Annotated in this window: 14 protein-coding genes; 6 read left to right on the top strand and 8 right to left on the bottom strand. The window is 71.0% G+C overall.

Annotation, left to right across the window (positions count from 1 at the left end; all coding sequences use genetic code 11):
• Positions 1-257 precede the first annotated feature (257 nt).
• The 4 genes from aztD to aztB form a co-directional block, all read right to left on the bottom strand.
• Entirely contained in the window at positions 258-1,463 is a 1,206-nt protein-coding gene (gene aztD, locus OO67_RS19695) for a zinc metallochaperone AztD (RefSeq protein ID WP_033302113.1), read from the bottom strand.
• A gap of 99 nt (positions 1,464-1,562) precedes the next feature.
• Positions 1,563-2,522, bottom strand: coding sequence for a zinc ABC transporter substrate-binding protein AztC (gene aztC, locus OO67_RS19690; RefSeq protein WP_033302112.1), 960 nt, complete (start codon positions 2,520-2,522; stop codon positions 1,563-1,565).
• Positions 2,519-3,718: a hypothetical protein gene (locus OO67_RS19685; protein ID WP_106972775.1), complete on the bottom strand. Its 1,200-nt coding sequence runs from the start codon at positions 3,716-3,718 to the stop codon at positions 2,519-2,521. Before OO67_RS19685 ends, aztC begins: the two co-directional genes overlap by 4 nt.
• Before the next feature lie 84 nt (positions 3,719-3,802).
• Positions 3,803-4,660, bottom strand: a complete 858-nt coding sequence (gene aztB / locus OO67_RS19680) for a zinc ABC transporter permease AztB (protein WP_033302275.1) — start codon at positions 4,658-4,660, stop codon at positions 3,803-3,805.
• A 15-nt stretch (positions 4,661-4,675) separates the two neighbouring features.
• On the opposite strand from aztB, the gene aztA reads away from it, so the two are divergent.
• Positions 4,676-5,419 (top strand): zinc ABC transporter ATP-binding protein AztA, encoded by a 744-nt coding sequence (aztA, locus tag OO67_RS19675; protein WP_033302111.1) that lies wholly within the window; start codon positions 4,676-4,678, stop codon positions 5,417-5,419.
• Between the two features lie 89 nt (positions 5,420-5,508).
• Here aztA and OO67_RS19670 read toward each other — a convergent pair whose 3' ends face one another.
• The gene (locus tag OO67_RS19670; RefSeq protein ID WP_033302109.1) at positions 5,509-6,054 is read right to left on the bottom strand and encodes a GNAT family N-acetyltransferase; all 546 of its coding nucleotides are present in this window, start codon (positions 6,052-6,054) and stop codon (positions 5,509-5,511) included.
• A 300-nt stretch (positions 6,055-6,354) separates the two neighbouring features.
• On the opposite strand from OO67_RS19670, the gene OO67_RS19665 reads away from it, so the two are divergent.
• The 5 genes from OO67_RS19665 to OO67_RS19645 all read left to right on the top strand — a co-directional run bounded on the left by OO67_RS19665 (position 6,355) and on the right by OO67_RS19645 (position 9,846).
• Positions 6,355-6,849: a hemerythrin domain-containing protein gene (locus OO67_RS19665; protein ID WP_033302273.1), complete on the top strand. Its 495-nt coding sequence runs from the start codon at positions 6,355-6,357 to the stop codon at positions 6,847-6,849.
• Between the two features lie 378 nt (positions 6,850-7,227).
• Entirely contained in the window at positions 7,228-7,656 is a 429-nt protein-coding gene (locus tag OO67_RS35755) for an STAS domain-containing protein (protein ID WP_051709573.1), read from the top strand.
• 32 nt (positions 7,657-7,688) lie between these two features.
• The gene (locus tag OO67_RS19655; RefSeq protein ID WP_033302268.1) at positions 7,689-8,345 is read left to right on the top strand and encodes a response regulator transcription factor; all 657 of its coding nucleotides are present in this window, start codon (positions 7,689-7,691) and stop codon (positions 8,343-8,345) included.
• A complete protein-coding gene (locus tag OO67_RS19650) occupies positions 8,342-9,451 on the top strand; it encodes a PAS domain-containing sensor histidine kinase (RefSeq protein ID WP_106972774.1) in 1,110 nt (369 codons plus the stop codon). Before OO67_RS19655 ends, OO67_RS19650 begins: the two co-directional genes overlap by 4 nt.
• Positions 9,448-9,846 carry a response regulator gene (locus OO67_RS19645; RefSeq protein WP_078598111.1) on the top strand — a complete coding sequence of 133 codons (399 nt, stop codon included), beginning with the start codon at positions 9,448-9,450 and terminating at the stop codon, positions 9,844-9,846. Before OO67_RS19650 ends, OO67_RS19645 begins: the two co-directional genes overlap by 4 nt.
• Positions 9,847-9,894: 48 nt before the next feature.
• Here OO67_RS19645 and OO67_RS19640 read toward each other — a convergent pair whose 3' ends face one another.
• The 3 genes from OO67_RS19640 to OO67_RS19630 all read right to left on the bottom strand — a co-directional run bounded on the left by OO67_RS19640 (position 9,895) and on the right by OO67_RS19630 (position 12,528).
• Positions 9,895-10,854 (bottom strand): sensor histidine kinase, encoded by a 960-nt coding sequence (locus OO67_RS19640; RefSeq protein ID WP_033302107.1) that lies wholly within the window; start codon positions 10,852-10,854, stop codon positions 9,895-9,897.
• Positions 10,851-11,723, bottom strand: coding sequence for an MEDS domain-containing protein (locus OO67_RS19635; protein WP_033302106.1), 873 nt, complete (start codon positions 11,721-11,723; stop codon positions 10,851-10,853). The genes OO67_RS19640 and OO67_RS19635 overlap by 4 nt, the downstream gene beginning before the upstream one ends.
• Before the next feature lie 343 nt (positions 11,724-12,066).
• Positions 12,067-12,528, bottom strand: a complete 462-nt coding sequence (locus tag OO67_RS19630; RefSeq protein ID WP_078598110.1) for a GNAT family N-acetyltransferase — start codon at positions 12,526-12,528, stop codon at positions 12,067-12,069.

Raw genomic sequence — 12,528 nt, 5'->3', positions numbered from 1 at the left:
GCGGGCAGCGAACGCCCCGGCCGGCATCTGCCTGCCGAGCCGGTTCACCGGCCCCGCGGGTGCCGAGCCCCGGGTGGGCGCGGCGAGCGTCCGCGGCTTGTCCTCGTCGCGCAGCCGGCGGACCGGCACGCGGTGACGAGCCGCGTCCCGGGCGTCGAGTCTCCGTGGGACGAGGTGTGCCACGGCCCGCCCGGGCACGCGCGTCCTTCCGTGCCCGGGCGGGGGGCGTGGCCACGAGGGTCGTGCCGAGCCGGATGTCAGTGGCCTGCGGCGACGCCGGAGAGTTCGTTCGTGCTCTTCGGCAGCGTCACCGACGTGACCTTCTCGCCGGACTCGATGTCGACGGCGTGCAGCGTGCGCTTGCCCGGTTCGGAGACGTACGCGGTGTGGTCGCGGACGAACAGCGTGGGCCGGGGCTGCTGCCAGTCGAGCGGCTCCTGCCACTTGTCCACGACGGGGATCTTCTTCTCGACCTTGCCCGTCTCCGGGTCGATGACGTGGAGGGCTCCGTCGGTGCCGAGGACGAGTGCCTCGCCGTGGGGTCCGCGGCCGAGCGAGCGGAACGAGTAGCTCGTGCCCAGGTCGACCAGGCGCAGTTCGGCGGTTTCGGTGTCGATGAGGGAGACGCGCGTGGGTCGCTCCAGTTCGGCGTCCGGGTCGGTCTTGTAGTCGCCCAGGAGGACCGGCGACGCTTCGCTGCCCGCCTGGTTGCCGATGCGGCCGTAGTCGTCGGGGGCGTCGACCTTGGTGAACGTGCCGTTCTTGTAGATCAGTACGCCGTCCTCGCAGCCGACTGCCACGGCTTCGCCCTGGGCGGCGGCTTCGCCGTGGACGCCGGGGCACTTCTCGTTGCGCTTGATCTCCTTGTTGTTCTTGTCGAGGACGAGTGCGCCGGTGCGCTTCTCCTCGGTGCCGAGGGTGCTGAGCAGTTCACCGTTGCTCAGTTCGATGGCCACGCCGTGATGCGCCTCGGCGGAGGCGTAGGTGCGGCCTTCGGGCTTCTTGCCGTCGGCGAGGCCGGCGGGGTCGAAGACATTGACCTCCCCGGTGCCGTCGGTGAACAGGACGGTCTTCCCGGCGTGCCGGACGACGTGGCCGGGCTTCGCACCCTCGTAGGTGATGTCGGTGAGGTTCTGCGCGGCGGCGTCGAGGACCCGGAAGCCGGCGTCGGTGGACACGATGACGTGGGAGTCGTCGCCTGCGGGGTTGACGCGGTTGAAGCCGGGCATGGCGATCGTCCTCGTCAACTTCAGGCTTTCGCCGTCGAGGACGTACAGGCCGCCGTCGAAGGTCGCGACCAGCGGGTCCTTCACCGTCGCGGTGGGCCGGGCACTCGGCGAGTCCTTCGCGGTCCCCGCGTCCGAGGTGCCGCCGTCCTCTCCCCCGCAGGCGGTGAGCACCGTGGAGACGGCGAGGGCGAGGGCGGTTCCGGCGAGGGCTCTGCCGCGTATCGTCTTGTTCACTTTGTTCGTTCCCTTTTTTTCCGGCCGCGCGAGCGCGGCGTGAGTGTGTCTCTCTGTGACGGGCCGTCCCGCCTGCTCCTGGCGGGCGGTGGCGCGGCCTCAGCCGCCGGTCAGGCCTCCGGCCATGGCGGTGGTGTTGGCGCGCATCATCTGCAGGTAGGTGCCGGCGCCCTTGTCCTTCTCGGTGAGTGACTCGGAGTAGAGCTCGACCACCCGTACCTGGCCTCCCAGCTCGGTGCGCAGGACCTCGGCCAGCCGCGTGGGCTGGGAGGAGTCGGCGAACACCGTCCGCACCCCTGCGTCACGCATGGCCTCGGTGAGCGAGCGCAGGTCGGAGGAGCTGGGAGAGGCAAGCGTGGTGCCGCTGGGGATGACGGCGCCGATCACCCGGAACCGGAAGCGTTCCGCGAGGTAGCCGAAGACGTGGTGGTTGGTCACCAACGCCCGCTGCTCCTCGGGGACACGGCCGAAGGACTTCTCCATCCAGGTCGTGAGATCGGCGAGTTGCCCGTCGTAGCGGGCGGCGTTGGCCCGGACCGCCTTCTCGTCCACCCCGTCCACGTGCTCGACGACCTGGTCGGCGATCAGGCCCGCCGCCTTCCGTACGCGGTCGGGGTCGGTCCAGAAGTGCGGGTCGGGCTGCCCGGCGTCCTCCCCGGGGCCCCCGTCCGCGTGCGGCTGGAAGGTGAGGGGGTCCACCGCCTTGCCGGCCTCGAAGGCGGCCACGCCCGACTCACGGGCGGCGTCCACGTGCCGCAGCACGTTCTCCTCCAGGCCGAGTCCGTTGAAGACCACCAGGTCGGCACGCTCCAGCTCGGCGGCCTGGACGGCCGACAGCCCGAAGGAGTGCGGATCGGCGTTCGGCTTCATCAGGACCGTGACCTCGGCCTCGTCGCCGACGATCTCCTGGGTGATGTCGCCGAGGATGTTGGTCGTCACCACCACCCTGGGCCGGTCGTCGCTGCTCGTACAGGCGGTGGCCGTGGCGGCGACGGCGAGGGTGACAAGGGTCAGCAACAGGCGGCGGAGCCGCAGAACGGTTCGCTTCGGTGTCCTCATCGTCCGGTCTCCACCATCAGTGCCGGCTTCATGCCGAGGTCGAGAGTGCGGGCGACGCGCAGGTTGTCGTTGTAGTCGATCTCGTGGACGCGGCTGCCCGCCGGGTCGTTGAGGTACGCCCGGCTGCGGTCGACCTCGACGACAGGGCCTGGGGTGCCGTCGGCTCGGGCCTCGGGGACGACGGTGAGGAGCCGCTCGGTCCCCGACACCCGCTTGCCCGTGGCGATGTCGTAGCCGTGCAGGGCCCCGTCGTCCTCGACGACGAGCAGCGGTGCTCCCTCACCCGCGGTGTTCGCGGCGAGGACGGGCCCGGTCTCCACCCGTGTCCAGGCGCGCTCCGTGACGTCCAGTACCCACACGGCACGGTCGCCGGCCGGCGCGGTGAGTGTGTCGCTTCCCGCGCGGTGGCTGAAGGACAGGGCCCTTTCACGGGCGGGGACATCGGCACCGTACGGTATTTCCTCGGCTGCGAAGGTGCCGTCGTCCTCGCTGATCAGCAGGGCGCCGTCCGCACAGCCGAACACCACTCCGCGCCGGGTGACGGCATCGCCCCGCGGGTCCTCGCACCCGGCGTCCGGCGAGGCGACGCGCTTGCCCTCCCGGTCGTGCACCACGACCTTCGTGGAGCCGCCGGGGCCGCCCGTGAGGGAGAGGAGGTGCTCCGCGTACGGTACGACGGCACTGGCGTGCACCCCGGACAGCGAGCGGGAGACGCCCACTTCACCGTTCTCGAGTGCGGCCCGGCGGTAGACCGCGGCCCGGCCGTCCTCGGCGGTCACGGCGGTCACGGCGGCGTCGCTGCGGACGCCCGCGCCGGTGCCGCCCGGTATGCGGCCGACGTCGCGTATCGCTGCGCGGTAGTAGTGCACGTGGTCCCCGTGGTCCACCATCCAGGCGCCGCCGTCGATGACCCGTGTTCCGCCCGCGGCATGGAGGTATCCGAACCGGCCGTCCGTGGTGAGGCCCGAGGCGCCGGTGGTCCGGGGCACCTCGTGCGTCTTGCCGGTGATCAGGTCGAGGACCCGGGTGTCACCCGTGCCCGGGTCGTTGAGAAGGAGCCGGGACTGCTGCTCTGCCGCCTCCTGCGCCCCCTCCACGTATCCGTGCGGAGTCCCGGAGGCCGGGGCACTCGCTTTCCGGGCGGACGCGTCGCCGTCCTGTCCCGCGCAGCTCGTGGCGAGCAGTGCGAGGGCCACGACCGCGGCCGGCGCCCAGGAAGTGACGTTTCTTCGGACAGACGGGACGCACAGGACGGACAAGGGAATCGCCTCAGGTCTTTCTCAGTCGGTTGTCGCCGGGCGGATGCCGGCCGGGCGTGCGCTGCGGTGGTGGCGGATGCCGGATGCCAGGTGGGAGAGGAAGAACAGGCCGACGGCCAGGGCCGAGACGGTCGCACCGGCCGCGGTGCTCAGGTGCCAGGACAGGAGCAGGCCTCCGAACGTGGCGGTCGTGCCGAGCAGCGCCGCGAGCACCATCACGCCACGGACGCTGCGCGCCCATGGCAGCGCGGCCGCCGGCGGGGCGATGAGCAGGCCCAGGACGAGCAGCGTTCCCACGATGTGGAACGAGGCGACGATGGCCAGCGCCAGCAGTCCGAGCAGCACGGCATGGGCCAGTCGTGGCCGCAGACCGAGCGTCCTGGCCTTGCGCGGGTCGAACGCCAGGGCCAGGAAGGCGCGGTGACCGAGGACGGAGACGGCCAGTGCCAGCAGCAGGGCCCCGCCGAGCAGCACCAGGTCCTGTTCGCGGACGGCGAGGACGTCTCCGAAGAGAAAGCCGGTCAGGTCCACCGCGAAGGACTGCGAGCGCGACACGATGATGACGCCGAGCGACAGCATGCCCACGAAGAGCAGCCCGATGCCGGTGTCCTCCGAGAGCCGGGGCCTGCGGCCGAGGGCGGTGACTCCGGCCGTCATGACGGCCGCGCTGACCAACGCCCCCACCAGCAGGTTTCCTCCCAGAAGCGCGGCGAGTGCCACGCCGGGCAGCAATCCGTGTGACATGGCGTCACCGAGGAAGGCCATGCCTCTCAGCACCACCCAGGTCCCTGCCAGGGCGCAGATCGCCGACACCAGGACTCCGCCCCACAGGGCACGCTGCACGAAGGTCACCTCAAAAGGGCCTGTCAACCACTCCATGCCGAGCACACTACAATGAAAATCATGTTCAACAAACAGGACCTCTCGCTCCCCTCCGCCACGGACCCGACCCTTCGCATCCGGATCGAAGGGCTGTCCGCCGGCTACGCCGGACACCCGGTTCTTCATCAACTCAGTGCGCACATTGTCAAGTTGACCAACACGGCGCTCGTCGGCCCGAACGGCAGCGGGAAGTCCACACTGCTCGGTGTGCTGGCCGGTGTGATCCAGCCCACCGCCGGCGAGCTGGAACACGCCGGCGGCCGGCCGCCGGCGTTCGTCCCCCAGCGCGGAGCCGTCGGCGACACACTGCCGCTGACGGTCCGGCAGACCGTGGAGATGGGGCGCTGGGGCGAGCGAGGCCCGTGGCGTCGGCTCACCCGGCACGACCGGACCGCGGTGGACACGGCGCTGGAACGCCTGGGCATCGCCGACCTGGCCGCACGACAGCTGGGAGAGCTGTCCGGCGGGCAGAGGCAGCGCGCCCTGATCGCCCAGGGGCTCGCCCAGGAGTCGGACCTGCTCCTGCTGGACGAGCCGACCACGGGGCTCGACCCCGAGGCCAGGGAACGCATAGCGGCGCTGCTCACGGAACTGGTCGCCGACGGCGTGACCGTCGTCCACGCCACCCACGACCTGGACGCCGCCCGCTCGGCCGACGCCTGCCTACTGCTGCGGGAGGGGCGCCTGGTGAGCCAGGGGCACCCCGAACAGCTCCTCACCCCGTCGGCACTCGCCCACGTCTGGCAGCCGGCCTGAGGTCACGCCGGCCACAGGGAACACGTGGCGGAGCAGGAGGAAAGGACGCCGTCACCCCGGTCGGTGACGGGGGCGCGGACGCCCTCCGGTCAGAGCGGGATCTCGAAGTGCACGGTCGCCACACCCGGCCCGTGCTCCCCCGTGGCGCGCGCGTCGAACACCTCCTTGGCCACGCCCCGCCAGAAGGACTCCGCGCCCTCGACGTTCGCGTCGGTGTGGAGGTAGATGCACTCGTAGCCGGGCGTGTCCAGGACGAAGTCGCGCGCCGCGTCGACCAGCGTGCGGGCGAGGCCTCGCCGCCGGTGCTCCGGCCGCACGTAGACCCGGACCAGTTGTGCCGTGGTGCCGGACGGGTAGCGCTCGGCCAGGTGGCGGGGGTGAGGCGGGTGGGCCGGGCCCTGGGACCGCACACCCGTGGTGGCGACCACCTCGCCGTCGTGGACGGCCACGAGCAGGGCGTGCCGCGGATCATCGAGGTACGTCCCCTGGACGTCCATCACGTCCCGGTGCCACCGGGGCACGTACCCGTATCCGAAGTCCTTGTAGAACGTGTCGAGCATGACGTGGCGGGCACCGTCCACGTCCGCCGGTGACGCGGGGCGCACGGCATAGCCGACGGGCAGGGTGTGACTCATCGAGAGGTCCTTCCACGGGAGGCCCTCACAGTAGCCAGATGAAAACGATATTCAAAAACCTGGGCGTGTCAGCACACCCATAGATCCGGCCGCAGAGCGCACAGGGCAGCCGCGCCACTTCTCCGCGGCGGTTCCGCAGGCACAGCGGCCCATCTCCACGCCGCCGGGGACCTGTTGACCGACAGAGCCGCAGCCTCCCCACCCGGCCCCCTCGCGGCACCATCGCCCCGCCGAACGCCTCCGCTTGGCCGCTCCTCCCGGGGGTACCAGCGGAACACCGTCCGAGGAGAGGAGCTTGTGGTGTCCGGAAAGCGTGACGTGGTGGCCGTGATTCTCGAGGACCATCGCACCATGGAGGGGCTGCTGCGGCGGATGCGGAGCGTCGAGGAGGACCGCGGGGCGGCCCTGCGGGAGTTCGCCGCACTCCTGATCGCTCACGGCGAGGCGGAGGAGGCCGAGGTCTACCCCGCGCTGAAGCGGTTCCGGAACGTGGACAACGAGGAGGTCGAGCACGGAGAAGAGGAGCACCACGAAGGCAACGAGGCGCTCCTCGCCCTGATGGAGGTGGAAGAGGTCGGCTCCGACGAGTGGGACGAGAAACTGGAGGAGCTCGCAACGGCCGTCACCCACCACCTCGACGAGGAGGAACGCACGATCCTCAACGGAGCCCGGGAGAACGTGCCCGACGAGCGCCGCGCCGAGCTCGGCGAGGTCTTCCTCCGCGACCGGAAGAAGCACCTGGAGGCCGGCTGCGGGGACGTCGACAGCGTCCGCGCGGCCGTCCGGGCACACTGACCCCCGCAGGTGCGCGGCACCCGTCTCCGGACGGGTGCCCTCGGCCGGTGCCCCGCCTCCCGGCGGTGCGCGTCACCGGCCCGCAGCGCCTGCCGGGTCAGCAGCCGCCAGGTGTCCCCCTCGGACGGTTCCGTCCGAGGGGGACACCTGGTGACCCGAATGCGCTTTCGCGTTTCCGCGCCGTCCGCCGCCGCCCTCTCCGTCGGCACGTGTTGACTTCCGCGTCTGGTGCAGATTCACTAGTCCAGCACTGGTGTCCTCGCACTATGAGGTAGTGATGCGGCAGCTGACTACAGGTGACCCCTCCGCAGGAAGGGCTCGTGGGACCACGCTGCACAGGGATGCGCCGCACGTGAGCACGGAGAGGTGCGGGACGCTGTGACCGTCTACCCGTTCACGTCGAACGCCGCGGTTCGTTCGGGCGTCGTGCGAGTGACTCTCGCCGGCGAACTCGACCTGGACACCGCCCCCCATGTCCGGGAGGCGGTGACGGCTTGCCTGGCGAAGCAGCCGGTGAGCCTCTGCCTCGATCTGAGCGGGATCTCCTTCTGCGACTGCGCCGGACTGAGCGCCTTGCTCAGGGCACGGACATCCGTGCTCCGGGCAGGCGTGGATCTCGCCGTGGAAGGGGTCGGCAGCCAGTTGGCACGACTGCTCTCGCTCATCGGGGCGGACGACATCCTCGCCTGGGGAAACGCGGCCATGGACACGGCGTCGGCTCCTCACGCTCCGGGAACGGCCACCACGCGCCGTGAGGCGGAACCCGCGGCCGTCGGGGAGGCGTCGCTCCGGGACCTTCTGGCATGATCATGCGGTCCGCCACCTGCAAGGATGCACCGATGCCCTCACCCTCCCCGCACGACCGACCGGTCAGGATCCTGTTGGTCGAGGACCACGACATGGTGGCCGAGGCGATCTGTCTCGCCCTGGAGCGCTCACCCGACCTGCAGGTCGTGGCGCGGGCGGCTTCGGTGGCGTCGGCGCTGTCCGACGCGCGGCGATACGAGCCGGACGTCGTGCTCATGGACCGGCGCCTGCCGGACGGAGACGGGGTCACCGCCATCGCCGATCTGCGCGCACTCGCGCCGGACGTGCGCGTGCTGATCCTGGCGGGCGAGGGCAGCGGGTCGGTGGCCGCCCGCGTCGCCGAGACCGGCGGAGCCGGACTGATCCTGAAGGCCCGCGGTCTGAGCGAACTGGAGGACGCCGTACGCAGGGTGGCGGCGGGCGAGGTCGTTTTCGACCAGGACCTGCTCGGTGACGTGCTGGGGCGGCTGACCGGCCGGGAGCCGGGGGTCGGTGCGAACCTGACTCCGCGGGAGCGGGAAGCTCTTGACCTGCTGGGGGAAGGACACTCCACCGCGGAGATCAGCGACCGGCTGGGGGTCGCCCTGAACACGGGGCGCAACCACGTCCAGCGGGTCCTGGAGAAACTGGGAGCGCGTTCCCAGCTGGAAGCCGTGACGATCGCGCGACGTGAAGGGCTCCTCGGGTGACCCGGGAACCGCGACCGCAGAAGTGGGCGCGGAAGCAGGCGGCTCCTCTGTCGGAAACGGCCTTCACACTGCTGGTTCAGGGAGTGCTGGACTACGGCATCTTCATGCTCGACCCGCAGGGCTACATCATCAGCTGGAACGCGGGGGCGGAGCGGATCAAGGGGTACGAGGCCGCGGACATCCTCGGACAGCACTTCTCGGTCTTCTACCCGCCCGAGGACCAGTCGTCGGGCAAGCCGCAGTGGGAGCTGGAAACCGCCGTGGCCGAGGGCAGACTGGAGGACGAGGGCTGGCGTGTCCGCCAGGACGGCTCCCGGTTCTGGGCGAACGTGGTCATCACCGCCCTGTGGGACGAGAAGGGCGTGCTGCAGGGATTCGGCAAGGTCACCCGGGACATGTCCGAACGACGGGCGGCGCAGCAGGCCCTCAGCGAGCGACGGCGGCTCTTCGATCACCTGGTGCAGGCGCAGGAGACGGAACGACGCCGCATCGCGTGGGACGTCCACGACGACTCCATCCAGGCCATGGTCGCTGTCGCGATGCGGCTGGAACTGCTGGCGGATCGGGTGCCGGAGGCGCACTCCGCGGAACTGCGGCGTCTCGACGCGACGGTACGCGAAGCGATCGGCCGACTCCGGAGTCTGACCTTCCGGCTTCATCCGCCGGGGATCGACAGGCATGGCCTGGTCGAAGGGCTCGCGAGCCACCTGGACGACGTCGTCCGCTCCTCCTGGGGGATGGACTACTCGTTCGATCACCAGCTGGACCGTGCGCCCACGCCCGAGACGGCCATCACCATCTTCCGTATCGTCCAGGAAGCGTTGCTGAACGTGCACAAGCACGCGCGTGGGAGCCGGGTCGACGTGCGCGTCACGTCGGCCGACGGCGGCCTCCTGACGCGGGTCGTGGATGACGGAACCGGCGAACCGATGTCCGTGGACGGTGCCCGCGAGCATTTCGGGGTCATCGAGATGCGGGAGAGAGCCGAGACGGCAGGAGGGTGGTGGTCCATGCACAGCCGCCCCGGGACGGGGACGACGGTCGAGTTCTGGGTGCCGAACCCGCTACCGCTTCCGGCGTCGGAGCCGAAGGACGGTACGCCGTGACCGCGGCGACACCGGGCGGCTCCCCCGGCGCACCGTTCAGCGTGCTCCTCTGTGACGACAACGTGATGCTCCTGGAGACCCTGAGCGAGGTCATCCGGGCTCAGCCCGACATGGAGGTCGTGGCCACCGCGTGCGACGGCGAGCAGGCGCTCCGGCTCGCCGGGTGCCACCGACCGGACCTCGTGATCCTGGACGTCCGCTTCCCTGGCGACGGCCCCTCCGTCGCCAGGGGCATCGCGCGGTGTTCGCCGGACAGCCGCATCGTGGCGTTCTCCGCTTACGACGACAAGGGCTCGGTCGAACGGATGACGAGCGCCGGTGTCTCCGAGTACGTACTCAAAGGCATGAGCAACCGGGAACTCCTCGCGGCCTTGCGCCGGGCGGCACAACCCTGATGGAGGCGGCCGGGGCAGGTGCGGTCCGCCACCGAGGACTTCCCCGGCTCACTCCAGTCCCATGTGGAGACGGAGGACGAGCCCCTGCTCCACCGCCCGGAACTCGACCAGATCGCACACCTGGTGCATGATCCACACGCCTCGGCCGCCGGCGGCCGCCCGGGGGTCGGGCCGACGGCGGCCCATGAGGGGATCGGCCAGCCGGCCCCGGTCGCGGATCTCCGCGACCAGCTCGCCGTCGGCGCACCACAGTCGCAGAGTCCCGCGGCCTCCTCCATGACGGACCGAGTTGGCGGTCGCCTCGCCGATCGCGAGGAGCCAGTCCGTACGGCGGACCGGCGGCAGACCGGCGGCGGCCGCCCAGCGGTCGGCCTCGTCACGCACGGAGGCCAGGGCCCGTTCGCCGAACGGGACGACGACCGCGTCCGGCGGCTCGGGCAGCGGAGTGTCGCAGTCGCAACAGACCTCGTGGGGGTCCGTATAGCGGGGGCTGGCCCGGTACGCCCCCGGAGCACCGACCACCGGGTGGGTGCGGTGGGCCTGTGCCAGCACGTCCTCGGGCAACGCCGTGTCGTAGGGACAGAGAATGCTGACCGGGCGCCCGGTGAAGGCGAGGTTGATCAGCGCTTCGTGGCGGGTCGCCTCCCACGCCTCCGCCGGCGTACGCCCGACCCAGATCGGCTCTCCGACGATCGATGCCTGTGTGCGTGCGTCCACCGCGCGGTCGGCGAACTCCTGGAGCATCGACAGGATGCGACCCGGGTTGCGCCCCGCCTGCCGCATGTCCACCCACGTGACGTGCTTGCGGTTGCCCTCGACGAGGTCCTGCAGCAGTGGAAGGTGCGGGCCGGGCACGGCCACCAGCACGGAGTGCTCCCGGTCCAAGGCGTCCTGGACGAACGTCCCGACGCCGTCGAGGTACTCGCCCTCGGTTCCGTAGAAGAGGGCCGGGTGGTAGAAGGCGGCCTGCCGGCCGAGGCCGGCCGAGGCCGGCCCGTATGTTGTCATCGGTCCACGACCTCCACCACGGAGTCGAGCTCCGGGAACAGTTGCAGTAGTCGCCGCAGGGGCGAAGGTGCCTGCCTGACCTTGAGTGGCGTGCCACCAGGCCGCCCGGCCGCGGCGTCGGCCAGCACGGCCAGCGAAGCCGCGTCGAGGTGGCGCAGATCCGCGAGGTCCAGCTCCGTCCGGGCTGCCGCGCCCGAGATGACGGCAGCCGCGGCGGCGACCGCGTCCCGTGTGTCGTATCCGGCCGACCCGGACATCAGCAGCCCCGGCCGGTCCGCCAGGGGCGCCACCCGCAGGGCGGGTACGGCGTACGGTTCCCCCCTGTGCGTCAGGTGGGCACTCGCCAGGACACTCACGTACGCGTCGGCCATCAGGCGGCGGTCGTAGAAGCACCACGCCGTCAGCGGCACGTGCGCGAAGACCTCCTCGTGTACGCGCAGTTCGTATTCGAGCAGCCTGTCGGCACCGGCGACGTCCCTCGCGCCCCAGGACATCTCGCCGATCACCCGCAGCCCTCGGTATCCCGAGGCCGAGGCCGCTTCCGCCGCGTCGAACCACAGCCCGATCATCGTGTCGGGATCGAACCCGGAACCTGCGAGGTACGTCTGCGCGGCGACCGACACGGACAGCTGCCCTCGCGTCACGGCGCCGGCCGCGTCGATGCCGGCCTCGGTCAGCGCGCGCAGTACTCGTTCAGGGGCGGTGGTGTCCGCGAAGTACTGGATCTGCTCGCCTCTCTCGAGTCCGCTGCGGACGAAGACGCCGAGATGCTCGGCCCACTGCCGGTCGTCGGAGAAGACCACGCTGGAGTGGCGTCCCTCCGGCGAATCCGGCTCGGGGCGCGCCGCCGCCCTTCGCGCCACCGGCATGCTGTGCTCCCTCGCCCGTCCGATATGACTCCCCCGACCATGGAAGCACACCGATGCGACGCGTCTGGTGCCGATGGCGGCCCCTGGCGTCTGCCCGGCCTCCGGCGAACGACGGCTGCCCGGCTGCGGGGCGGGCAGACCGGGCGCCGGGGCCCCGCGCTCCGGGTGATGCCCTCACGCGCCGGGGCCCCGCGCTCCGGGTGATGCCCTCACCTCAGGGGGAGCCACCGACAACGGAGCTGGACGGCTGACCACCTCCTGACCAGTGCCGCATCACGCCCGAGGATCGCTTTCCGGCACGTCGGAATTCCTCGGCGCCTTACCGGCCACACTTCCCGGAGGGTCAGTCCCCTTCGTGGAGCACGAGCATGACGTGCTCGTGCTCGCCGTACATGACCGTCCCGGTGCGCCGGAAGCCGTGCTTCTCCAGCAGCCGCACCGAGCCGGTGTTCCCCGCGAAGGGGTCGGCGTGCAGTGGCCGGGTCGTCTCCTGGTCCAGGAAGAGCCGCAGCGCCCGCGTGCCGACGCCCCGGCCCCAGAACTCCCGGCCGAGCCAGTACCCGATGAAACGCCGGTCCTCCTCCCACCACGCCACGAGATTGCCCGCCAGCTCCCCGTCGACGGTGACGGCTCGCACGAAGTTGGAGGGGTCTCCCAGGACCTTCGTCTTCCAGTGCCGCAGGAAGACCTCGGGTTCCCTGGGCCGGAAATTCGACCGGTGCACGGCCTCCGGATCGTGTTCCTGCGCGAGGAACACCTCCAGATCGGCGTGACTGACCTCTCGAAGACGCACCTGTTCGCTCAT

Origin of the sequence: Streptomyces atroolivaceus (assembly GCF_000717025.1) — a bacterium.
In the GTDB taxonomy this organism is placed as follows: domain Bacteria; phylum Actinomycetota; class Actinomycetes; order Streptomycetales; family Streptomycetaceae; genus Streptomyces; species Streptomyces atroolivaceus.
This window is presented reverse-complemented; position numbering and strand designations above follow the sequence as displayed.